The sequence below is a fragment of the Synechococcus sp. RS9909 genome (genome assembly GCF_014279595.1).
Lineage (GTDB): Bacteria > Cyanobacteriota > Cyanobacteriia > PCC-6307 > Cyanobiaceae > Synechococcus_C.
The window spans coordinates 254,091-281,078 of sequence record NZ_CP047943.1 but is presented as its reverse complement, the minus strand read 5'-3'; the positions used below and the strand labels follow the sequence as shown (position 1 = coordinate 281,078).

At 67.7% G+C, this 26,988-nt stretch carries 1 protein-coding gene (cut by a window edge); it reads left to right on the top strand.

Going from position 1 to position 26,988, the window contains the following annotated elements:
* On the top strand, positions 1-26,988 hold the 3' portion of the coding sequence (locus SynRS9909_RS01285) for an autotransporter outer membrane beta-barrel domain-containing protein (protein ID WP_186593777.1). Its footprint begins 402 nt before the window's first position; 26,988 of the gene's 27,390 nt are visible here — the last part of the coding sequence; its start codon lies beyond the left edge, outside the window; it ends in the stop codon at positions 26,986-26,988.

The following is a 26,988-nucleotide window of genomic DNA, read 5'->3' as shown; positions in this document are numbered from 1 at the left end:
TCAGCCATCTCCGGTCAGGGAGGTGATGCAGGTGATGCAGGCTTAGCCAGTGGAGGCAATGGTGGCGTCGGTGGCAGCTCCACCAGCCAGACGGCAGGAATCACGATTCAGAGCGGTGCGTCCGTCACCGTCAGCAACAGCTCCACCAGCTCCGACAATGGTGGAGCGATCGGTGTGCTCTCGCAGAACACCGGTGGCATCGGTGGTAACGGCGGCAGCGGCACCTTCGGCTCCGGTGGCACGGGCGGCACGGGCGGTTTTTCCGGCCTAGCCACCGGAACCAATGCCGGCACGATCACCGTCAACTCCGCTGGTGACGCCGGCGGCGCCGGCATCCTGGTGCAATCGGTAGGCGGCCAGGGTGGCGCTTCCGGTAGCGGTGGCGTGATCGTCACCTATGGCGGCACCGGTGGCACCGGCGGCAACGCCGGCAACGTGAGCGCCAGCAACACCGGCACGATCAGCACCACCGGCAACAGTGTTCCGGGCATCAACGCCCAGTCCGTCGGTGGCGGTGGCGGTTCCGTCCCCGGTTCCACATCGATCGTCAATCTCGGCCTGAGTGAGGGGGGGGCCGGCGGTGATGGCGGTACGGCCTCCGCCTCGATGAGCGCCGGCACGATCACCACCAACGGTGACAACTCCCAGGGGATCATCGTTCAGTCGATCGGCGGCGGCGGCGGCGCCATCGGCAGCATGACCTCAGCCATCACGTTGGGGTCATCCTCCACAGCTGGAGCAGGGGGCAATGCCGGCACGGCCTCACTCACCTTTTCGGGCGGATCAATCACCACCGGCCCCAGCAGCGCCGGCACCCTTTCCTCCGGCATCCTGGTGCAGTCGATCGGTGGCGGCGGCGGCAGTGCCGGCACCAGCGCCGGACTGATTGCCTTCGGAGCCGAAGGCGGCACCGGTGGCAATGGCGGCACAGCTTCGGCCGAACTCTCCGGCGGCAGCATCACCACCCTCCAAGACTTCGCCCCGGGTGTGATCGTGCAATCGGTCGGCGGCGGCGGCGGCAATGGCGGCAATGCCAGCTCGGCCAGTGTTGGCATCTCCGTGGCCGTGGGTGGCGATGGTGCCGCCGGCGGCAAGGGGGGCACAGCTCAGGTCACCGCACCTGGCGGCGCCGATCCGATCACGATCAACACCTCCGGCAACAGCTCCCCCGGTCTGTTGGTGCAGAGCATCGGCGGCGGCGGCGGTAACGGCGGCAGCTCCACGTCCGGTTCTGTCGGAGCAGGGTTCTCCGTCAGCGTCGCGGTGGGCGGTAGTGGCGGATCCGGCAACACGGGCGGCACTGTGAACGTGGGCACCAGCGGCACGCCCTTCTCTGCTGACATCAGCACGAGTGGTGATTTCTCACCAGGCATCAGTGCCACCAGCATTGGCGGTGGCGGCGGCGCCGGTGGCAGCGCGGGCGCCATCTCCTTCAGCGCTGGGATCAGCGCCAGCGTCGGCGTGGGCGGCACTGGTGGCAGTGGTGGTGATTCCGGCCCGGTCAATGTCTTTGCCGATGGCACGATCGCCACATCTGGATTCCAGTCTCCCGGTCTGAATGCCGCCAGCATCGGCGGCGGTGGCGGCAGCGGTGGTCAGAGTCTGAGCATCTCCGCCGGTGCCGGTGCCGTCGCCCCGTCGGTGGGTGGCTCCGGTTCCGCCGGGGGCAGTGGCAACAGCGTGTCGGCCAACTTCAGCGGCTCGGCGATCACCACCACCGGCGCCTATTCGCCAGGCGTGAGCATCAGCAGCATCGGCGGTGGTGGCGGCAGTGGCGGTAGCGCCATTTCCGCTTCAGGCTCGATCACCGCCAGCATCGGCGTCGGTGTCGGTGGTTCCGGATCCTCGGGCGGTTCTGCCGGCAGCGCCAGTGGCACCATCAGCGGTGACCTCAGCACCTCCCGCAGCTATTCGCCGGGCATCCTGATTCAGTCCATCGGTGGCGGTGGCGGCAGCGGTGGCTCAGCCATCACCGGATCCTTCAGTGCCAACCCGGTGGCCAGTGGTTCCGTTGCCGTCGGCGTTGGCGGTTCCGGTGGTGGTGGTGGTGCCGGCGGCAACGTCAATCTCACCTACAGCGACGGATCAATCCGCACTGGCCTGATTGCAGGTGAGAGTTACTCTCCCGGCATCCTGGCCCAGTCGGTGGGTGGTGGTGGCGGCCAGGGTGGTTCGGCGATCACCGGCAGCGTGGCCATCGGCGGCACCGCCGGTGTCAGCGCCAACTTCGGCATCGGTGGTGCCGGTGGCAGCGGCGTCAACTCCGGCAATGTCACCGTCTCGGCGAATTTTGCTGATGATGATCTGATCAGCACCCTCGGTGACTTCTCCCAGGGGATCCTGGCCCAGTCGATCGGCGGTGGTGGCGGCCAGGGCGGTTCCTCCCTCAACATCCAGCTCTCCGGCGGTGGCAGTGCCGGCGTCAACGTGGGCGGCACGGTGGGCGGCACCGGTGGCAGCGGTGCCAATGCCGGCAGCGTCACGGTGACCACCAGTGCAGGGTCAATTTCGACCCTTGGCAATCAATCCGCCGGGATCTACGCCCAATCGGTGGGCGGTGGCGGTGGCGCCGGTGGCTCTGTGCTCAGTGTGCAGGCCTCGGGTGGTGCTGCGGGCGTGAATGCAGGTGCGGCCGTGGGCGGCTCCGGCTCCGGCGGTGGTAATGCCAGCGCGGTGAGCGTCACCAGTGGCAGCAGCATCCGCACCCAGGGCAGCCAGTCGTATGGCATTTTCGCCCAGTCGGTGGGTGGCGGTGGCGGATCCGGCGGCAATGCCATCAGTGGTTCCATCGCCATTGGCAGTGCGGGCGTGAACGCGGGGGCCACCATCGGCGGTGGCGGATCCGGTGGCGGCAGCGGCGGCAGCGTCACTGTGAATTCCACGGGCAGCTCCATCGAAACCGTGGGAGCCAACGCTGCGGCGATCTATGCCCAATCGGTGGGCGGCGGTGGTGGCGCCGGCGGCAGCGCGATGACTCTCCAGCTCGCTGGTGGCGATGGCGCCGTGAACGTGGGCGTGACCCTCGGCGGTACCGGCGGCCGTGGTGGTTCCGGTAGCACGGTGAGCGTGAGCAACAGTTCCCTGCTGCGCACCGAAGGCACCAATGCTCCTGGCCTGTTCGCCCAGAGCGTGGGCGGCAGCGGCGGCAGTGGCGGCAATGCCATCACAGGCCAATTGCAGGTGGGCGGCAGCGCCAGCGTGGGCGTCGGCGCCACCGTGGGCGGCAAGGCGGGCAGCGGTGCCTTCGCCGGCAACGTGACCGTCAACAACACCGGCACTTCCGTCACCACCCTCAACGACCAATCCGCCGGTCTCTTTGCCCAGTCGGTGGGCGGCAGCGGCGGCAATGGTGGTTCCGCCCTCACCGCCTCTCTCTCCGGCTCCGGTGGCGTCCCGGTGAGCGCCCAGGCCACCGTCGGCGGCCAAGGTGGCAGCGGTGGTTACGCCGGCACTGTGTCGGTCACCAACAACGCCACGATCAGCACCGGCAGCGTCATCCCCGCCGCTGATGGTCTGGATGCCTACCTCGCCGGCATCTACTCCTACGGCATCTACGCCCAGTCGGTGGGCGGCGGCGGCGGCACCGGCGGCAGTGTGCTGCAGGCCAACGTGGCGGTTGGAACCGAGGTTTCGGTCAGCACAGGCGTCGCCATCGGTGGTGGTGGCGGCAGCGGCAACACCGCCGGCTCCGTTTCCGTGACGAACAACGGTGCCTCGATCACCACCCTGGGCGATTTCGCCACGGGCATCCTGGCTCAGTCGATCGGTGGTGGCGGTGGAGCCGGTGGCAGTTCCCTCAACCTTCAGGCTTCCGGTGGGCAAACCGCCGTGTCGGCTGGCGTCACCCTGGGCGGCAAGGGCGGCAGCGGCGGCACCGCCTCGAACGTGAGTGTGAGCAACCTCGCCGACATCAGCACCGGCACGATCTTCAACAACGGCACCTACAACACGCTGTACGGCAACAATGCCTACGGCATCTACGCCCAGTCGGTGGGCGGCGGTGGTGGTGCCGGCGGCCAGGCCATCAGTGGCACCCTGTCGCTATCCGAGGATGCCTCAGTCAACGTTGGCGTCAGCCTCGGGGGCGACGGAGGCACGGGATCCAACAGCGGCAACGTCTCGATCAGCAACAGCGGCACGGTCACCACCCTTGGTGATCAGGCGGCCGCGATCTATGCCCAATCGCTTGGCGGTGGGGGCGGATCCGGTGGCCGTGTGATCAACGCCCAGTTGTCGGGGTCGAGCAGTGGAACCGCCATCAACGCCGGTGCCGCCGTGGGGGGCACGGGAGCTGCTGCCGGCAATGCTGGCTCCGTCACGGTTACCAACAGCGGCAACCTGCGCACAGGCACCGTTCTCACCAACAACGTCAACGGCGAGAGCCAACTCTTCGGCGGCTATGGCTACGGCATCTTCGCCCAGTCGGTGGGCGGCGGCGGTGGTGCCGGTGGCAGCGCCATCTCAGCCCAGCTTTCTGCTGGCTTCAGTGGCCAACCCACCGTCAATGCCGGCGTGAACCTCGGTGGCACCGGCGGCGCAGGCGGTAATGCGAGCTCCGTCAGCGTGACCAACACGGGCTCCAGCATCCGCACCCTCGGCGATTTCGCCACCGGCATCCTGGCCCAGTCGATCGGCGGCGGCGGCGGCGTCGCTGGCAGCGTCCTGAACATTCAGGCGAGCATCGCCGGTGGCAGTGACGGCCAGGCCTTCAATGCCGGGGTCAACATTGGTGGTGACGGCGGCCCAGCTTCCAATGCCGGTGCCGTGACCGTCAGCAACACAGCGGCGATCACCACCGGCACCATTCTTGATGAGGTGCTGTACGGCAACAACGCCTACGGCATCTACGCCCAGTCGGTGGGTGGTGGCGGTGGCGCCGGCGGCAACACCTACAGCGGTCAGTTGAGCCTGTCGCAATCGAACGCCGCCAATTTCGGGGTGAATCTCGGCGGCAGTGGGGGGAGCGGCGGCACCGGCGGCGCCGTGAGCATCACCAACAGCGGTGACATTCTCACCCTCGGCAACCTCAGCGCTGGCGTCTACGGCCAGTCTCTCGGCGGCCAGGGCGGCAGTGGCGGACAGGCCGTGAATGTGCAGCTGGGCCTCTCCTCCAAAGGAAAAACGATCAATGCCGGCGCCAGCGTTGGTGGGAATGGAGGTTCCGGCGGCAATGCCGGCAGCGTCACCATCAGCAACAGCGGCACGATCAGCACCGGAACGCTGCTCAGCAACAGCACCTACGGCGATGTTGTGTACGGCGATTTCGCCTACGGCCTCTTCGCCCAATCGGTGGGGGGCGGCGGTGGGGCCGGTGGTACGGCCACCAATGCCCAGCTGAGCGCATCCAACTCAGATGCTGCCGTCAACATCGGCGTCAACATCGGCGGCACCGGCGGTGCCGGTGGCTCGGCCGCCTCGGTCACGGTCACCAACACCGCTCCCAGGATCACCACCCGGGGTGATTTCGGCGGTGGCATTGTGGCCCAGTCGATCGGCGGCGGCGGTGGCAGCGGTGGCAGCACCCTGAACCTGCAGGCGACCGCAAGCAACTCCAATCAGATGGCCATCACCGGTGGCGTCAATCTGGGTGGTTCCGGCGGTAGTGGCAGCAATTCCGGCTCCGTCACAGTGACGTCGAGCAGCATCATCTCCACCGGCCTCGCCAACAACGACGGCGATGTGATCGCCGGCGATTTCTCCTACGGCATCCTGGCCCAGTCGGTGGGTGGCGGTGGTGGCACCGGTGGTTCTTCCGCCAGCTATCAGGCCACAATCTCGAAGGAAGGAAAGCCGATCAGCCTCGGCGCCAATGTGGGTGGCGACGGCGGCCCCGGTGGCAATGCCGGCAGCGTGCTGGTCAATGTGTCGGGTGCGATCACCACGCTCGGCGCCTCGGCGACTGGCCTGCTCGCCCAATCGGTGGGTGGTGGCGGTGGCGCCGGTGGCAGCAGTGAATCGTTCAACCTCACGGCCTCCAAATCGGGCAGCGACACGATTCAGGGCAGCGTGAACGTCAACCTGGGCGGCGCCGGCACCCAGGGCGGTTCCGGTGCTTCGGTGACCGTGCAGCCTGACAGCACCGGCAACGGACTCACGATCACCACCTCCGGCGCGCTCGCATCGGGCCTGGTGGCCCAGTCGATCGGTGGCGGCGGTGGTGCCGGCGGCAGCGTGAGCAACGCCAGCTACAACAAATCCAAATCCGAATATTCCTTCGGTGCCAGCGCCAATGTCGGCGGCACAGGCGGAACGGGTGGTAATGCCGGTTCGGTGACCGTCGGCAATGGCAGCAGCAATCCACTGGTGTTGGCTGTCACCACAGCTGGCGACAGTGCCACGGGCTTCCTGGCCCAATCTGTCGGTGGTGGTGGCGGTACTGGTGGCGGCGCGAGCACCAACAATCAGGGTGGCGCCCTGAATGTCAACTTCAGCATGGGTGCCAAGGGCGGTGGTGGCGGTAATGCCAGCAACGTCACCGTCAACACCCTGGCCGAGATCCTCACCGCCGGCGATAACGCCGCAGGTCTGATCGCCCAGTCGATCGGCGGCGGCGGCGGTGCAGGCGGCAGCACGACCACCCGCTCCAGCGCCAGCGCACCTTCCGGCAACAGCAGCTCATCGTCCAGTTCCAGTTCGAGCAGCAGCTCCAGTTCCAGCTCCGGAAATTCGACGTTCAGCTTTGGTGCGAGCGTCAGCGTCTCCGGCAACGGCGGTGGTGGTGGCAATGCCGGTGCCGTGTCCGTCGGTTACGGCGGCAACGTCGTCACCAGCGGCGCCTCCTCCGATGGCCTGTTCCTCCAATCCGTCGGTGGCGGCGGTGGTGCCGGTGGCTCCGCTCTCAGTGACGCGTCGGCATCCGGCGGCAGCAGTGTGTCTGGATCGGCATCCTTCGCGATGGGCGGCTCCGGCGGCTCCGGTGGCTCTGGTGGAGCCGTCAGCCTGATCGGGCTGAAGCCGATCAATGTGCTCACCCGTGGCGACTCCTCGGTGGGCATCACCCTGCAAAGCTTGGGTGGCGGCGGTGGTCGGGCCGGTGATGTCAAATCCACCACCACCACCGACTCCAATGCCAGCTTCACCTTTGGAGCCTCAGCTGGAGTAGGTGGCACCGGCGGGTCGGGTGGTTCGGCTGGGGCCGTGAGCTTCGGCTCCAGCTCCAACCTGGTTGATGTCAACGTCACCACCCTCGGAGACAACGCCACCGCGATGCTGCTGCAATCGGTCGGCGGTGGTGGCGGCATCGGCTCCTCCACCACCAATGGCTCGGCGGCCGGCAATCTCTCGGTGTCATTCGGCATGGGCGGTGCCGGCGGCAACGGAGGCAGCGCTGGCAACGTCAGCGTGTTCGCAGACGGCACCTTCCTGACGTCGGGCCAATACGCCACCGGTGTGCTGTTGCAATCGATCGGTGGCGGCGGCGGTGCCGGTGGGTCCGTGTCCTCCAATGCCTCTTCCGAAGCAAAAACGGCCAATTCGAGCTTCTCCTTCGGCGCCTCAGCTGGCGTAGCCGGTGAGGGTGGTGGTGGCGGGTCCGGTGGCGCGATCAACGGCAGCCTGATCGGTCAGATCGTCACCCAGGGCGATCAGTCGTTCGGCCTCTTCGGCCAGTCCATCGGTGGTGGTGGTGGTGCCGGCGGCTCGGTCACCCAAGCGGAATCGTCCGCCGGGGGCGCCAATATCTCGGCGTCGGCCTCCTTCGCGATGGGCGGGAGTGGCGGCAACGGTGGCGCGGGCGGCAACATCAATCTGTCCGTGCCCGGTCGCCTGGTGGTCTCCACCGGCAACAGCACCCTTGGCACTGGCGATGGCGCCACAGGCATCCTCCTCCAGTCCATCGGTGGCGGTGGCGGTCAGGGTGGATCCATCACCGGCAGCAATGCCACCACCAACGCCTCCAACACCAACTTCTCCTTCGGTGGCCAGGTCTCCCTCGCCGGTGAGGGCGGTGCCGGCGGCAGCGGTGGGTCCGTTCAGCTCGGTAGCTCCTCCCTCCTCGCTGACCTCGGTGTTCAGACCGTCGGCGACAACGCCCTCGGGCTCTTCCTCCAATCCGTCGGTGGAGGTGGTGGTGTCGGTGGCTCCGTCAACTCCGCTTCCGCAGCCGGGGGCAACCTCTCCGCCTCCTTCGCCATGGGCGGTGCCGGTGGCAATGGCGGCAGTGCCAGCGCAGTGAATCTCTTTGCCGACGGCACCTTCCTCACTGCCGGCAAGAGCTCCCACGGCATCCTCCTCCAGTCCGTTGGTGGCGGTGGTGGTCAGGGGGGGTCCGTTACCTCCAACGCCTCCTCAGAAGCCACCTCTGCGAATTCCACCTTCTCCTTCGGCGCCTCCGCGGGTGTCTCCGGCAGCGGTGGTGGTGGTGGCTCCGGTGGCGCCATCGGTGGTTCCGTCGCCGGCACCATTCAGACCCTCGGCGATGGCGCCATTGGTCTCTTCGCCCAGTCCGTCGGTGGCGGTGGTGGTGCCGGTGGCTCCGTCGTGGATGCCGCCAGTGCCGGTGGCGCCAACATCGCCGCCTCCGCCTCCTTCTCCATGGGTGGCTCCGGGGGCGTCGGTGGTGCTGGCGGCAGTGTCCGCCTGCTGGTCCCCAGCAGCCGCAGTCTCACGGTGGTCACCGGCAACAGCACCCTTGGCACTGGCGATGGCGCCACAGGCATCCTGCTCCAGTCCATCGGTGGCGGTGGCGGTCAGGGCGGATCCATCACCGGCAGCAATGCCACCACCAACGCCTCCAACACCAACTTCTCCTTCGGTGGCCAGGTCTCCCTCGCCGGTGAGGGCGGTGCCGGCGGCAGCGGTGGATCCGTTCAGCTCGGCAGCTCCTCACTCCTCGCTGACCTCGGTGTTCAGACCGTCGGCGACAACGCCATTGGTATCTTCCTCCAATCCGTCGGCGGCGGTGGTGGCGTCGGTGGCTCCGTTAACTCCGCTTCCGCAGCCGGTGGCAATCTCTCCGCCTCCTTTGCCATGGGCGGCTCCGGTGGTAGTGGCGGCAGTGCCAGCAATGTGAATCTTTACGCCGACGGTACCTTCCTCACCGCCGGCAAGAGCTCCCACGGCATTCTCCTCCAGTCCGTTGGTGGCGGTGGTGGTCAGGGGGGGTCCGTTACCTCCAACGCCTCCTCAGAAGCCACCTCTGCGAATTCCACCTTCTCCTTCGGCGCCTCCGCGGGTGTCTCCGGCAGCGGTGGTGGTGGTGGCTCCGGTGGCGCCATCGGTGGTTCCGTCGCCGGCGCCATTCAGACCCTCGGCGATGGCGCCATTGGTCTCTTCGCCCAGTCCGTCGGTGGCGGTGGTGGTGCCGGTGGCTCCGTCGTGGATGCCGCCAGTGCCGGTGGCGCCAACATCGCCGCCTCCGCCTCCTTCTCCATGGGTGGCTCCGGGGGCAATGGTGGCAGTGCCGGTTCCATCAACCTCGCCGTTCCTTCCAGGTTCGTTGTCTCCACCGGCAACAGCACCCTTGGCACTGGCACTGGCGATGGCGCCACAGGCATCCTGCTCCAGTCCATCGGTGGCGGTGGCGGTCAGGGCGGATCCATCACCGGCAGCAATGCCACCACCAACGCCTCCAACACCAACTTCTCCTTCGGTGGCTCCGGCGGCCTCGCCGGCACCGGAGCCAGTGGTGGAGTCGGCGGCGCTGTGCAGCTTGGCAGCAGCGGTCAGATCGCCAACCTCGCCGTGCAGACCGGCGGTGACAACGCCAATGCGCTGTTCCTCCAGTCGGTGGGTGGTGGTGGTGGTGCCGGCGGTTCCGTGAACGCCGGCAGTGCCGGTGGCAACCTTTCCGCCTCCTTCGCCATGGGCGGTGCCGGTGGTAGCGGCGGCAGTGCCGACACGGTGAATCTCTACGCCGACGGCACCTTCCTTACCGCCGGTGCCTCATCCACAGGCGTGTTGCTCCAGTCCGTCGGTGGCGGTGGTGGCCAGGGTGGATCCGTCACCTCCAACGCATCCGCTTCCGCCGATTCCGCCAACTCCACCTTCTCCTTCGGCGCCAGCGGTGCCGTTGGTGCGAATGGTGGTGGCGGTGGCTGGGGTCAGACCGTCAATGCCTCCCTGTCGGGCCTGATCGTCACCGAAGGAGACAGCTCCATCGGTCTGTTCGCCCAATCGATCGGTGGCGGTGGCGGTGCTGGTGGTTCCGTCACCGACGACGCCACCGGAGCGGGCAACGCCAACATCACGGCCTCCGCCTCCTTCGCCATGGGTGGCGCCGGCGGCAGCGGTGGCTCCGGCGGCCGCGTCAGCTTGTTCACGCCGCGCCGACTCACGGTGGTGACCGGCAACAGTAGTCTCGGCAGCGGCGATGGCGCCCACGGCATCCTGCTGCAGTCGATCGGTGGCGGTGGTGGCACGGCCGGCTCGGTGATCGGCAGCAACGTCAGCACCTCCGCCTCCAACAGCAACTTCTCCTTCGGCGCCAGTGGCGCCCTCACCACCGGCGGTGGCAACGGCGGCATGGCGAGCACGGTGCAACTCGGCAGCAGCGGTCGGAGTGCCGATCTGGCCGTGCAGACAGCCGGCGACAACGCCATCGGCATTTTCCTGCAATCGATCGGCGGTGGCGGTGGCGCTGGTGGCTCCGTCAACGCGGCGGCAACGGCCGGAGGCAACCTTTCCGCCTCCTTCGCCATGGGCGGCGCCGGTGGCAGCGGCGGCCAGGCGAGCAATGTGAGCCTTTACGCCGACGGCACCGTGGTGACGGGCGGCAACGTCTCCCATGGCCTCCTGCTCCAATCGATCGGCGGCGGTGGTGGTCAGGGTGGTTCGATCACCTCCAACGCATCGGCTTCCGCCGATTCCGCCAACTCCACCTTCTCCTTTGGCGCCGCAAGCGGTGTGGGTGGTTCCGGTGGCAGCGGCGGCCAGGCCGGCCAGGTGCTGGCCCAGCTCAGTGGCGAGGTGAGCACCAGCGGCGACCAGGCGATGGGCGTCCTGCTGCAATCCATCGGTGGTGGTGGTGGTTCCGGAGGGGCCGTGACCAGTGCGGCCTCCGGGTCAGGCAATGCCAGCTATTCCGCCGGTGCCGGTTTCTCCATGGGTGGTTCCGGTGGCAACGGCGCCAGCGGCAACCGGGTGAGCCTGCAGAACGGCATCGCCGACACGCTCACGGTGGTGACCAGCGGCAGCGGCAGCCACGGCGTTTTCCTCCAGTCGGTCGGTGGCGGTGGTGGTCAGGGTGGTTCCGTCACGGAAGCAGCAGCCAACAGCACCACATCGGCCCAGCTCGGCGGTCTGGCTTCCTCGGTTTCCGGTGCCGGCGGCGGCGGTGGTGCGGCCGGAGTGGTGACCCTCAATGTGGGAACTCTGCGCATCGGCACGTCCGGAGACAACGCCCGTGGCCTGTTTGCCCAATCCGTGGGCGGCGGTGGCGGTAGCGCCGGCAGCAGCACCAACAACGTGCAGGGCGGCGATGTGGGCCTCAGCGTCGCCATCGGCGGCAGCGGCGGCTCCGGTGGAGATGGCAACAGCGTCAACATCACCACCCGCGACGGCCTGATCAGCACCGGTGGCAGCTCGGCCTCGGCCATGTTCATCCAGTCGGTGGGTGGCGGCGGCGGCGATGCCACCAGCTTCGTGGATGGCACCGCCAGCTCCACCCTTAACCTCAACGGCACCATCGGTGGCTCCGGTGGCTCCGGTGGCTCCGGCGGAACGGTCACCGTGTCCAACGCCGCCAGGCTGCAGACCACCGGTGCCAACTCCATTGGCCTCTATGTGCAGTCGATCGGTGGTGGTGGTGGTGCCACCAGCCTGGCCGCACCAGGTGCCGATACGGAGAACAGCTTCAGTGGCTCCCTCCAGGTGGGCGGCAGCGGTGGCAGCGGTGGCAACGGCGGCAACGTCAACGTCACCAATTCCGGGGTGATCGTCACCACCGGCAGCCAGTCCCACGGTCTGCTCAGCCAGAGCATCGGTGGCGGCGGCGGTCGGGTGAGTATCAACTCGGCGATCGCCAGCGATGGCACCACGGCCTCACTCAGCTTTGGCGGCAGTGGCGGAGGTGGAGGCAATGCCGGTGATGTGAACGTCAGCAACAGCGGCTCCATCACCGTGACAGGAGAGGCGGCCTACGGGCTCTATGCCCAGTCGGTGGGTGGCGGTGGTGGCTCCCTCTCCAGCACAGCTCCCCTGAGTGTGTCCCTCGGCGGCAGTGGCGGCTCCGGTGGCAACAGCGGTGACATCACCATCACCAACAACGGCACGATCATCACCACCGGCAGAACCGGTATCGGCATCATGGCGCTGGCCATCGGCGGCGGCGGCGGTGATGTGGGCAGCACCCGCGATGCCCTCAAACTCGGGGCCAGTGGCGGTAACGGTGGCAACGCCGGCGATATCAGCATCACCAACAATGGTTCGATCGAGACCTACGGCGAAGGCTCCTACGGCGTGGTGGCCAAGAGCATTGGCGGTGGTGGCGGCCGAGCCACCGCCAATATCAACCAGGGCACGATCACCCTCGGTGGCAGCGGTGGAGCCGGCGGTGATTCCGGCGATGTGGTGCTCACCAACACCGGCAACATCGCCACCTTCGGTCCATCGTCGATTCCGGTGTATCTCCACAGCATCGGCGGTGGTGGTGGCGACGCTCAGAGTGGCTTCGGCGACGCCGTGCTCGGCAGCAACGGTGCGGATGGCCAATCCGGAACAACGCGCCTGATCAACACCGGCACCTTGGTGTCGAATGACCAGTTCTCACCAGCGATCCTCTATCAAGCGATCGGTGGTGGCGGCGGCAGCCTCGACAGTGCCAACGGCACGGTGGCCCTCGGCTCCCGCAACGCCGAAGGTGTGCAGAGCGGCCAGGCCATGAGCCTGGTGAACCGGGGCACCCTCGTGACCCTGGCCAATTACTCCCCCACGATGTTCACCCAAAGCATTGGTGGCGGTGGTGGCCGCGTCGCCCAGACCCAGGGCGGTGCCGTCAGCCTCGGCAGTGTGTCGGGCAGCAGCAGCGCCGACCTCTCCGGTGCGGCCATCAGCATCCAGTCGAACGGGGACCAACTGATCACCCGCGGTGAGTTCAGCCCGGCGATCTCGGCCCAGAGCATCGGTGGCGGCGGTGGCTGGGTGGGCCCTGTTGAAGGTGATCTTCAGCTCGGTGCGATCAACAGCACCAGCACCATGAACGGTGGTGCGATCTCGCTCACCAACAACGCCGAGATCATCACCACGGGCAACACCTCGGCCGGCATCACCCTGCAGTCGCTGGGTGGCGGCGGTGGTTACACGGGCGCCGTGAATGGCGACGCCCAGATGGGCAGCGTGGCCAGCGGTGGAGCGCAGAACGCTGATGCCGTCACCCTCACGAACACGGCTTCGATCCTGAGCACCGGCAACTTCAGTCCCCTGGTCAATGTGCAGAGCATCGGCGGTGGCGGCGGCCGGGCCGGATCGATCAACGGCACTCTCAACCTGGGCGCGATCAATCTCGTTGGCACTGCCAATGCCGGTGATGTGTCGATGACCCTCAGCGGGGAAGCACTCACCAGCACCGGAGCCGCCTCCCCGGCGCTGCTGGCCCAGTCGATCGGCGGCGGCGGCGGCAGCACCGCCCAGGTGACGGGCAACGTGACGATGGGCGCCAGCGGCAGCGGCAGCGCCAACGCCGGCAATGTGGTGGTGACCAACCGCAGCCAGATCAGCACCGAAGGGGCTGATTCCATGGGCCTGCTGGCCCAGTCGATCGGGGGTGGCGGCGGACTCGCAGGCCAAACCTACGGCGACGCCCTGATCCTGGGCGGCTCGATGAGTGGCTCCAGCCAGGGCGGCTCTGTGACGGTCACCAACAACGCCGGCATCACCACGCAAGGCGTCAATGCAGCCGGCCTCGTAGCCCAGAGCATCGGCGGCGGCGGTGGTGCCGCCGCCAAGGTCACGGGCACCCTGAGCCGTCTTGGTGCCAGTGGCAGCACGCTTGCCAACGCCGGCGCGGTGACGGTGCGCAACAGCGCGGTGCTCCAGACCAGCGGCAACGGTTCACCGGCCCTGCTGCTGCAGTCGATCGCCGGTGGCGGCGGCTTGATTGCTGAAACCAATGCCCTCGCCAGCTACGACGTGACGCTGGCGGGCAGCGACCTGGGCCAGGCGATCGCCGGCGATGTGACCCTCAACAACACGGGTAACGCCATCATCACCGCCGGTGCTTACAGCCCTGGCCTGATCGCCCAGAGCATCGGCGGTGGCGGCGGCTGGTCGCTGCTGCGCAGCAGCCCCGATGCCCAGCTCGGCAGCGAGGGTGGAACGAGTCTGGGCGCCGGCAACGTGTCGGTGATTAACAACAGCACGATCATCACCACGGCGGATTACTCCACCGGCGCCGTGATCCAGAGCATTGGCGGTGGCGGTGGCGTCACCGGCAACGCCCTGGGCAACGTCACCCTGGGGGCCAGCAGCATGAGCGGAGCCCTCTCCGCCGGCGCGGTGAGCCTGCGCCAGAACGGCGATATCGGCACCAGTGGTCTCAACTCCGCTGCCCTCGTGGTGCAGACCATCGGTGGCGGCGGCGGCCTCGGTGGTCAGGTGCTGGGCAATGCGGTGCTCGGCATGAGCAGCACCAGCTCCGGTGTGGCCACGGCCGGTGATCTGAGCGTGGTCACCGAGGCCGACCTGCTCGTCACCCGAGGCGACAGCTCCCCGGCGATGGTGATCCAGAGCATCGGCGGCGGCGGCGGCTGGGTCGGCAACGTGGGCGGTAATGCCCGACTCGGTGCCGCTATGGGTGGGGCCACCAGTTCCGGGGCGATCACTCTTACCAACACCGTGCCCACAATCGTCACCCAGGGCGAGAACAGCACGGGGCTTCTGGTGCAGAGCATCGCCGGCGGTGGTGGCTTCACCGGGATCACGGCTGGAGACGACCTCACTCTCGGCGGCACACTGCGCGCCAACAGCGTCAGTTCGGCCAGCGACGTGGCCGTGACCAGTCGATCCTCCATCGCCACCCAGGGCCTGAATGCGGCGGCCCTGGTGGTGCAGAGCATCGGCGGCGGCGGTGGTGCCTCCGCCACCGACAGCGGCAACCAGGTAATTCTCGGCGCCGATGCCTCCGAGGCCAGCAACGCCCGCGCCCAGGGTGGCGCCATCACACTCACCAACAGCGGTGATCTGCTCACCGCCGCCAACGGTTCCGCCGGCCTGATCGCCCAGAGCATCGGCGGTGGTGGTGGCTACATCTCCGAAACCGCCGGCACCGATGAGTACACCGTGCGCGTCGGCAGCCGCGGCTCGGTCAATGCCAATGCCGGCGACGTCACGATCAACAACATCGCGTCACGCCTGGAGACCCTGCAGGATTTCTCCCCCGTGTTCACGGTGCAATCGATCGGCGGCGGTGGCGGCTATGCCCTGGTGAGTGCCCAGAGCCTGGCCAACACCCGCATCGGTGCTCGCAACAACAGCGACTCCGCCAATGGCGGCGCCGTTGAGGTCACCAACACGGCCGATCTCGTGTCGTCGGGTGATTCTTCGGCCGCACTCACCGTGCAGAGCATCGGTGGTGGCGGTGGGGTGATCAGCTCCGCTTCCGGCGGTCTGCTGCTGGGGGGTCTCAACCTCACCGGCGATGCCAGTGGTGGTTCCGTGTCAGTCAGCACCAGCGGTTCGGTGCTCACACTCGGCAATGTGTCGAGCGCCATGCTGGTGCAGAGCATCGGCGGCGGCGGCGGCAGCGTCGCCGGCAGCGACAGCGGCAATGTGCGCCTCGGCGGCGCCATCGGCAATGGTGAAGGATCGCTCAGCGCTGGCGACGTCAGCGTGAACAACCGGGGGGCGGCGATTGAGACCCGCGGTGAAGGTGCCTTCGCCCTGATCGCCCAGACCATCGGCGGCGGTGGTGGCTATCTGGGCAGCTCCGCCAGCACCACCCAACTCGGTGGCGAAGACCTCAGCAACACCCAGGCCGGCAACGTGTCGGTGATCAACAGCAGCACGATCCGCACCAGCGGCAATGCGGCCACGGTGCTGCTGGCCCAGAGCATCGGCGGCGGCGGTGGTGTGGTGAGTCTCACCAATGGCACCACGCTCACCCTGGGGGGTGAACGCCTGGACAATGCCAGTGCTGGTGATGTGAGCGTCAACAACAGCGGTGATCTCAGCTCCACCGGCATCACGGCACCGCTGCTTACGGTGCAGAGCATCGGCGGTGGTGGTGGTTTCACCACCACCTACGCCAACGCGCTGATGCAGGCGCCGATCACCCTCGGTGATTTCAACTCCCGCAACACCAATGCCGGCGATCTGACGATCACCAACAGCGGCAACCTGATCAGCACAGGCACGTCCTCCACCGGCCTGATCGCCCAGAGCATCGGCGGTGGTGGCGGCAACATCCGCCGGCTCGGACAACAACAACTCGCCAACAACCTCGTGCTTGGCGCCGGGGGTCTGGTGAACGGCTCCGGTGGTGCCATCAGCCTGCGCAACACCGGAGCCCTGATCCAGACCGAGGGGGATTACGCCCGCGCCATGCTCGTGCAGAGCATCGGCGGCGGCGGCGGCTGGGTTGCCGGCAACGTAAGCAGCGACACCATCAGCCAGCTGGGCGCCAAGGAGTCGTCGGGAACGCTCTCGGCCGGCGATCTCACCATCACCAACAGCGCCGACATCATCACCACAGGCCTGAGTGCCGCTGGCATCACGGCCCAGTCGATCGGCGGTGGTGGTGGCGTGATCGGCAACCGCGCCGGCTCGATCAGCATGGGCATGCTGGACAGCACAGGCCTCGCTAGTGGGGGCTCGCTTGACCTCACCAACACGGGCTCGATCAGCACCTCCGGCAACGGCGCCGCCGGTCTGGTCGCCCAGAGCATCGGTGGTGGTGGCGGCCTCGCCAACCAGGTCTACGGGGATCTGGAGCTGGGCCTTGACGGTGCAGGCGGCAGCGTCAGAGCCAATGGCGGCGATGTGAGCGTGGCCAACCGCGGTGCCGCGATTGTGACCCGCGGCGAAGGATCCCCTGCCCTGGTGAGCCAGAGCATCGGTGGTGGTGGCGGCTACCTCGGCTCCCAGCAGACCAGGAACCGCGGCGGGCGTCTGGGCAGCGGTGCGTACAACCGGAATCAACTCACCGAAGTGCCCATTCCCCAGCTCGGCACCGATTACACGCTCAATTCCGGTGCGGTGGAGCTCACCAACCGGGCTGAGATCCTCACCATCGGCAGCACCTCGCCGGGCGTGATCGCCCAGAGCGTTGCCGGCGGTGGTGGCGTCACCGGCCTGATCCTCGACGGCATCCTCACCAACGGCATGAACGGACCGGCCCGGGCCAGTGCCGGCGACGTGAGCGTCGACAACAGCGGCCAGGTGATCACCAATGGCATCGGCTCCAGCGCCCTGCTGGCCCAGAGCATCGGTGGTGGCGGTGGTTTCTCCAGCGCTGACAGCAACGATGAGCTGTTCCTCGGAGCCCTGTATGCCCAACTGGCGGAAGCGGGCGATGTGGTGGTGACCAACAGCGGCAACCTCCAGACCAGCGGTGAGGGCTCGATCGGCCTGCTCGCCCAGAGCATCGGCGGTGGCGGCGGTGCCAATGCCTACGTGTCCCCCGACACCAGCCTCAGCAGCAGCGACCGCCTGTTCCTCTCCTCCTATTTCAGCAACGAGGGGAATGCCGGTGATCTCACCATCACCAACACCTCGGCCCTGATCCGCACCAACGCCAACAGTTCCCCCGGCATGCTGATTCAGAGCGTGGCTGGTGGCGGTGGCTGGTCGGCACTCACCGGCAAAACCACTGCGAACGCCAGGCTCGGGAGTCGCGGCGGAACCAATGCCCAGGCCGGCAACCTCAGCGTCACCAACAGTGCCGATGTCGTGACCGTGGGAATTGACTCCCACGCCATCCGTCTGCAGAGTGTCGGTGGTGGCGGCGGTGCGATCAGCGCTTACACCAACGGGATGCGCATGGGCAGCCTCGATGCAGCCGGCAACCTCTCCGGTGGCTCGATCAGCCTGCGCAACAGCGGTTCGGTGGGCACCAGCGGCAACACCTCGGTGGGCGTGAATGTGCTGTCGCTGGGCGGCGGCGGCGGCACCGTCTTTGGTGGTGCGGCCGAAACAGTGCAAATGGGCACGGTCACCGAGTCGGCCGTGGTGGCCGATGGCGGTTCGATCGATGTCCGTCAGACCGGTGCCTTGATCCGCACCGAGGGCGATGGTGCCAGCGGTCTGGCGATGATGAGCACCGGTGGCGGTGGTGGCTTCATCGCTGATGTGCGCGGCGATCTCAACGTTGGCTCCAAGATCAGCAGCGGCAGTGCCCGGGGTGGGGCGATCAGTGCCGTCAACAACTCCCGCATCAGCACCGCCGGCGATTACTCCCCCGGCCTGATCCTGCAAAGCGCCGGTGGCGGTGGCGCCATCACCGGCTCTGTGGGGCGCACGGACCAACTGGTGAATGTGGGCAGCCGCGGCCAGGCCATCAGCGATAGCGGTGCGATCAGCCTGAACAGCACGGCCGACATCACCACGGTTGGCATCGCATCCCCCGCCCTGCTCGGCCAGAGCATCGCTGGTGCTGGTGCCTACATCCCCCTGAGCAACACCCCAGACTTCATCAAGCTCGGCAGCAATGGGTCCGGCTCTGCGCAAGCGGGTGATCTGACCATCAGCACCAGCGGCATCCTCCAGACCGAAGGGATTGGCTCCCAGGCCCTGATCCTGCAAAGCATCGGTGGCGGTGGCGGCTTCGTTGGTGATGTGGATCTCGATTCCACCGATGCCGGCGCGATCCTGATGGGCCGCCAGGGCAGCGTGAGTGATGATCTCGTGGATATCGCCCTCGCCTGGCAACAGGCCTGGCTCAATCTGCTGCCCAGCATCAGCGCCAACGAAAATTCTGAGCTCTCCTTCCTCGACGACATCGATCTCGGCTTGACCGCCTTGATCACAGGTCCCGGTGGTGGTGGAGACGGTGGTGCCATCAACCTCGATGCCCGAGGCAGTCAGTTCAGCACCCAGGCCGCCAATTCCTCTGTGGTGCTGGCCCAAAGCATCGGCGGCGGCGGCGGTTGGCTGCTGATCGACCAGGGATCCACCTATTCCCTGCTCGGCTCCTTGCTGTCTGATGGCGGGGATGGTGGCTCCATCACGTTGACCATCGATGCCGACCTCATCAGCCAGGGCGACAACTCGCCGGTGCTGGTGAGCCAGAGCATCGGCGGGGGCGGCGGCTATGCCGGCTCCTCCCGCTACATCACCCGCCTGGGTGCTGCACAAAGCAGCGGCAGCATGACCGGCGGTGCGATCGACGCCGACTACAACGGCGCGATCAGCAGCAGCGGCAACTACGGCATCGGCCTGGTGCTGCAGAGCGTGGGCGGCGGCGGCGGCATGGCCGACAACGTCGGCGGCGCCGCCCTCCTCGGTGCGACCGACATCACCAGCAGCGGCAGCTTCCTCGATGGTGGCGCCATCACCGGGCGCAGCAGCGGATCGATCAGCACCCGGGGCAACAACGCTCCGGGCCTGCTGGCCCAGAGCATCGGTGGTGGCGGCGGCCGCATCGGCAACGTCGATGGCGAGCTGCAGTTGGGCAGCGACGCCAGCAGCGTGAGCCAGAGCGGTGGCGCTGTGACCATCACCAGCAGCTCCAGCATCGCCACCCTGGGTGAAAACAGCAGTGGCCTGGTGGCTCAGAGCGTCGGCGGTGGTGGCGGCATTGCCGGCATCAACACCTCGCTGTATTCCAGCTGGCTGGGTGCCGAGACCCCCCTGCTGAGCAGCGGCGGCGCCGTCAGTCTCACCAGCGGCGGTGCCATCCGCACCGCCGGCAACAATGCTGCCGGTCTGGTGGCCCAGTCGGTGGGTGGTGGTGGTGGTCTGGCCGCCCTGCTCAGCGACGGTGTGGCCGGTCAGAACCTCAGCCTCGGCAGCCGCTCGGCCAGCGGCGCCAACAGCGGCGCTGTCACTGTCACCAACAACGGCGACATCATCACAAGCGGCGTGGCCTCCCCGGCCGTGCTGATGCAGAGCCTCGCCGGTGGTGGCGGCGCCGTGCAGGGGCTGCAGTCGGCCAACAGCGGCCTGATCCAGCTGGGCAGCAGCAACAGCAGCAATGCCAACGCCGCCGCCATCAATTTCACCTCCAATGGCGGCAACACGATCGCCACCAGCGGGCTCCGGTCCGCCGCCGCCGTTCTGCAATCCATCGGTGGTGGTGGTGGTTGGTCGCTGGTGAACAGCCTCAGCTCGGCGACCCTCGGTGCCAGCGATCTCAACTCCGGCACCGGCGGCGCCGTGAGCGTGATCCTGCAGGGCCAACTGCAGACCACCGGCAACATCAGCCCCGGCCTGGTGGTGCAATCGATCGGCGCCGGTGGTGGTTTCGCCGGTGATCTCGCCACCGACGCCACCCTCGGCAGCTCCGGCAGCAGCGGAAATCTGGGCATCGCCGGCAGCAGCGGCCTGCTCTATCCCGTGGCCTGCCGCTTCGGTGGCTGCCCCGAGCAACCGGTTGAGCAAGCCATCCTGATCGACATCCAGGGCGATCTGATCACCACCGGCTCCACCTCCCCGGTGATGCTGGTGCAGGCCATCGGTGGTGGTGGTGGTCGCCTCGGCAAGGTGGGCGGCAATGCCAACCTCGGCATGACCAACGGCAGCGGCAACGCCGACGGCGGCGCCATCCGCGTGATCAGCAACGCTGGCGCCTCGATGACCTCCACGGGCGACGACTCCGCCGCTCTGGTGGTGCAATCAATCGGCGGCGGTGGCGGCAGTGTCAACTCCGTGGCAGGTGATCTCACCCTCGGTGGCAACGGCATCGGCTCGCTGCGGGCCGGCGCAATCTCCCTCAACGGACCCTTCACCGCGATCACCCAGGGTGCTGAAAGTCCTGGCGTGGTGCTCCAGTCGATCGGCGGTGGCGGTGGCTATGCCGCCGATGTGGCCGGCGCTCAGCTCAACCTCGGCACCGTGAGCATTGCCGACACCTCTGCCGGCGACGTTCAGGCGATCAGTCGCGACTGGCAGATCAGCACGGAAGGCCGCAACAGCCCCGGCCTCACCCTGCAGTCGATCGGTGGTGGTGGCGGTGTGGCCTTCACCTCCAGTGGCTCGGTGAGCCTGGGGGGGGATGTGATCGGCACCACCACGGCCGGCAGCGTCAGCCTCACCTCCAAATTCGACTCCCGCATCCAGACCACCGGCACCTCCTCTCCTGCCGTGATCGCCCAGTCGATCGGTGGCGGCGGCGGTTACGTGGGCGGTGACGGCAGCGGCAGCGCCGCCCTGGTGGAACTCGGCGGTGCCGGCCAGCAGGTCGGCAGCAGCGGCCCCATCGATCTCTTCTTCAGCAGCGGCAGCAACCTGGTCACCGCCGGCGTGCAATCGCAGGGTGTGATCGCCCAGAGCGTGGGCGGTGGCGGTGGCTTCACCTCCCAGAACGGCGCCAGCATGCGCCTCGGGATGGATGGCGGCATCGCCAATGCCAGCAACGTCGCCATCGACAATCGCGGCCGCATCACCACCCTCGGCAACAACTCGGAAGGTGTGCTCGCCCAGTCGATCGGTGCCGGTGGCGGCACCGCTGGCGCCAGCAGCTCCTCACTCCAGCTCGGTGCGGTGAATGCCAGCGGCAACGCCGGGGATGTGGTGGTGAACAACCAGGGCGGCACGATCAGCACCGCCGGCCTCTACAGCATCGGTGTGGTGGCCCAGTCGGTGGGCGGCGGCGGCGGTCGCGTCGGCTCCGCCGGCGGCTCCATGACCCTCGGCGCCGACGGCGGCAGCGGCGATGGTGGCAACGTCATCCTCAACAACGCCGGTGGCGTGATTGCCACCAGCGGCGCCTATTCCCCCTCCTATCTGATGCAGTCCGTCGGTGGTGGCGGCGGCCAGGTGGGCCTGGGCGACAGCGCCGGCAGCGGCACCGTTGTGCTCGGTGGTGGCAGCAACGGCACCGCCGGCTCCGGCGGCACACTCACCCTGGTCAATGCCGGCGGCACCCTGCAGGCCACCGGCGCCTTCTCCCCCGGCGTGATCCATCAGTCGATCGGTGGCGGTGGCGGCTGGATCGGCAGCGTGCCCAACGGCAGCGTGCAGCTCGGTGGCCTCAGCACCGGCACGGTGACCGGCGCCGATCTTGAGTTGATCCTTCCCTTTGAGGTGCTCACCGTTGGCGCCAACAGCCCTGGCGCGGTGTTGCAATCGATCGGTGGTGGTGGCGGTGTGGCTGCCGATGTGGGCGGCGATGCCAGCCTCGGCGGCACCCTTCTCGCCGGCGTCGACGGCAGCGGCGGCAGTCTCAACTTCACCCAGCTGCGGCGCAGCGTCACCACCCAGGGCAACGACAGCCCCGGCGTGGTGCTCCAGAGCATCGGTGGTGGTGGTGGCCTGCTCGCCCAGGTGGATGGAACCCTGAGCGTGGGCAGCAACTCCGGCCTGCTGAGCGATGCGCGCGGTGGTGCGATCAGCGCCAGCAGTGCAGCGCCGGTGCGCACCAGCGGCATCAGCTCACCGGGCGTGACGATCCAGTCGATCGGCGGCGGCGGTGGCCTCAGCGGCAGCGCCCCCACAGCGATCAGCATCGGCGCCGATGGCCGCGGCGACAGCCGTGCTGCGGCGATCGATTTCACCAGCACCGGTGCGATCACCACCACGGGCAACAACTCCAGTGGCGTGATCCTGCAGTCGATCGGTGGTGGCGGCCTCTACGCCACCAGCAGCGGCGGCGATGCGATCAACCTGGGCGGCTCGGTGGTCGGCAGCAACTCCGCCGACAGCATCAGCTTCAGCAGCAGCGCTCCGATCGTCACCGCCGGCAGCAACTCCGCTGCCGTCGTCGCCCAGTCGATCGGCGGTGGCGGCGGTGCGATCTTCGGCCTCGAGGGTGCGGAAGCCACCAGCCTCACCGCCGGCGGCGATGGCGCCACCCGCAACACCAGTGCCGCCGTGACGCTCACGATCAACGACAGCCTCGCCAGCTTCGGTGCCCTCTCGCCGGCCCTGATCGCCCAGAGCATCGGTGGCGGCGGTGGTTACGCACCAATCAACAGCGGCAGTGCCACGGCCGGCGCCCGCACCAGCGCAGGCCTCGATGCCGGTGTGGTGAGCGTGACCCTCAGTGGTGATGTGAGCACCAGCGGCTTTGGCAGCGATGGCCTGCTGGTGCAGAGCATCGGGGGTGGTGGTGGCCTGGTGGGTGGCACCAGCACGGCCCTCCGCATGGGCACCAGTGGCGGCGGCTCCGGTGATGCCAGCGATGTGAGCATCAGCAGCACCGGCACGATCAGCACCAGCGGCGATCAATCAATCGGCATCTTCGGCCAGTCGGTGGGTGCCGGTGGCGGCCGCGCCGGCAGCGCCAGTGGCACGGTGAGCCTCGGCGCCGATGGCGGCAGCGGCAACGCCGCCAGCGTCTCGCTCGACCTTGCCAGCGATGGTGGCAACGGCTCGATCGTCACCACCGGCAGCCAGTCGCCCGCCTTCGTGCTCCAATCGGTGGGTGGCGGCGGCGGTCTGGTGTTCCCGAACAACACCATCAGCGGCGGCGATCTGCTGCTCGGCGGCGGCAGCAACGGCACGGAAGGCAGCGGCGGCAGCCTCAGCTTCAGTGCCGGCGGCAGCAGCCGGATCGTCACCACAGGGGAAGGCTCCAGCGGCTTCAGCTTCCAGTCGATCGGTGGCGGTGGCGGTTACACCGGCAGCACCAGCGCCGCTGCCCAGCTGGGTGGCCTCTATCGCGGCACGTCTTCCGGCGCCGATCTGACTCTCGCCAACCAGGTGGCGGCGGCCACCACGGGCAACGATGCCAGCGCCCTGCTGCTGCAATCGATCGGTGGCGGTGGTGGACGCGTCGGCAGCGTCGGCGGTGACGCCAACCTCGGCGGCAGCTCCGTGCCGTTGGGCACACCGATCAGCAGCGGCGGTGCTCTCAACCTCACGATCAATGCACCGCTCTCCAGCAGTGGCGACGGCAGCAGCACCGTGCTCGCCCAGAGCCTCGGCGGCGGTGGCGGCACGGCGGCCAACGTGGGCGGTGATGCCACGCTCGGTGGCCTCGGCCGCGGCGATCGCAGCGCCGGCGCGCTGAGCCTCAGCCTCGAGCGCAGCCTCAGCTCCGGCGGCGCCAATGCCCCCGCCCTTCTCGCCCAGACGATCGGCGGCGGCGGTGGCAGTGTGGGTGTGGTGAGCGGCAACCTCACCGCCGGCCGCAGCGGTGCCGACCTCAACGTGGGCAACAGTTCTGGGGCTGCGATCGACCTGAGCCTCAGCAGCAACGCCCAGGTGAGCAGCAGCGGCAACACCAGCCCCGCCCTCGTGCTCCAGAGCATCGGTGGTGGCGGTGGTTTCGCATCCGCCACCAGCGGCTCGGTGCAACTGGGCGCCGGCGGCAGCGGCACCCTCGGCTCCGATGCCGGTGCCGGTGCGATCACCTGGAGCAACAACGGTGCTGTGATCGGCACCAGTGGCAACCAGTCGCCCGCTGTGGTGCTCCAGAGCATCGGTGGTGGTGGCGGTTACACCACCGGCGGCAGCAGCGCCAACTTCGCGGCGGCCAACCACGGCGGCACCACAACGGCCAGCGGTGCCCTGAACGTGAGCAACAGCGGCACGATCGTGACCAGCGGCGACAACAGCTTCGGTGTGCTGCTGCAGACCATCGGCGGTGGTGGTGGCGTCAGCGGTTCCGATTCCGGTGCCGTGAGCCTCAACAACACCAACGCCGACTCCAGCTCGGCCGACATCAGCTTCACCAACACCGGCGCGATCAGCACCAGCGGCACCGGTGCCCACGCCGTGGTCGCTCAGACCATCGCCGGCGGTGGTGGCTTCGTGTTCGGCGGCGTCAGCAAAGACAACAACGCTTCCCTGCTTGGCAAGCCCACCGGCGGTTCCGGTGATATCAACATCGATAACAGCGGCAGCATCACCGCCTCCGGCACCAACGCCGTGGCGCTGCTGTTCCAGAACGCCACCGGCGGCGCCTACCTCTATCAGAACCCCGATGGTTCGGTGAGCGCGATCACCGAGGGCTTCACCGACGGCACCGCACCCGCCGGTGAGGTGGTGGTGCGCAACAGCGGTGTGATCCGGGCGACAGGCACCGGTGGCGTTGGCATCACCAAGAGCACCAGCCTCATCAGCGGCAACCTGCGGGTCGAGAACGCCGCTGGCGCCCTGATCCAGGGTGGTGACGGCGGCTCGGCGATCAACCTGCCCACCGACCGGGTGGAGCGCGTGATCAACTACGGCACGATCATCGGCGGCAGCGATGGCAGCAGCAATGCCATCACCGGCCCGGGCGGCCCTGACGAAATCAGCAACTTCGGCGAGATCTCCGGCGACATCATCATCCCCGGCATCACCCGCAACATCTACAACGCGCCCAACGCCCGCCTCGAATCCCAGCTGGTGGATGCCAACGGCAATGTGACGCTGATTCAGCGCGGTGTGGTGAACCCCAACGGGGAATACCGCATCGGCAATCTGGTGGTGAACGCCAACTACGACACCACCGACACGTCGGTGTATGAGGCGGATCTGGTGCTCCGCTCCGGCGAAACCGATAACCTCACCACCCGCTATCGCGCCAACCTCAACGGCACCGTGAACCTGCTCGCCAACCAGGTGGGCCAGGCGATGCCGGGCACCTTCATCTCAGAAGGCATCGTCGATGCCCTGGATGGCATCACCATCGGCGATCTCAAGCTGGTGGCACCCAAATCGGCGGTGGCTTCCTTCGGCTTCGATCTGATCGACAACAACCAGGATCTGAGCTTCCGCTACACCGTGGATTACGCCCCGAGCGGACTGGATCCCAACAGCACCGCCGTGGGCAAAGCGGTGAACAAGATCCAGGCCAAGGGCAGCACCGCCAAGTTTGAATCCACGGCAGCGCTGATCTTCGCCCAGGAAACCAAGGGCGACCTCAATGGGCTGTATCGCCAGCTCTCCGGCGCCACCTCGGCGGCCTTCCCCCAGGCCACGATCACCGCCGGCCTCGCCTTCCAGCAGGACGTGAGCAACGCCCTCAACGCGGCGGTGCTCAACCAGCTGCAGCGCTGCATCGCCGAAGTGCAGCAACTCAAGCCGGGCGAGACCTACACCGGCGATCCGTCCGATTGCGGCAAGTGGCGCAGCTGGGTGAATGCGGGCGGTTCCGACGCCAGCACCCCCGGCAGCGGCAGCTCCGACCAGGCCGGTTACAACACCACGGCGTTCAACACCACCGTGGGCGCCGACACCCTGATCGGCAGCAACACCCTGGTGGGCCTGGCCGGTCGCTTCGACAACCTCTGGACCACCACCGGCGAACCGAACACCTTCGGTGAAACGGAAGGCTGGAGCGGCATGGTGTACGCCAAGCAACGGCTCGGCTCAGCCACCTGGCTCTCGGGCTCCTTCGGCGTGGGCGGCTTCAACACCGACATCACCCGTCAGGTGAACATCCCCGGCTACCCCGCCACAGAGAAGGGCACCAGCTCCAGCACCGCCCTCGGCGGCACCCTCCAACTGAGCCAGGTGATCAACACCGGCAACCAGGGCAGCCTGATCCCGTCGCTGGGCATCAGCTGGCTGCAGCTGAACCAGAACAGCTACTCCGAATCGACGTCGTCGAACAACCGCGCCTACCAACAGCCCGGCAACCCCCTGATCGCCTCCCCCGATCCGGGCAAGGCCAGCTACTCCCTCCGCTACGACAACGTGTCGTACAGCTCGGTTCCGCTCGAGCTCGGCGTCGAGTTCAAGCAGCCGTTCCAGACCAACGGCATGACGGTGATCCCTCGGGTGAGCATCGGTTACGCCTGGGATCTGGGCAACACCAACCGCGACCTCACCGCCCAGTTCACTGCGGCACCAGGCTCCTCCTTCACCGTGGCCGGTGTGGCCGCACCCTCCTCTTGGTGGAATCTGGGCCTGGGCCTCGATGTGGTGGTGAACGACAAGCTCAGCCTGTACGTGAACGGTCTGGGCCAGCTCGCACCGGGCAGCACCGAATCGATCAACTACGGCGGCGGCTTCCGCTGGAAGTTCTGA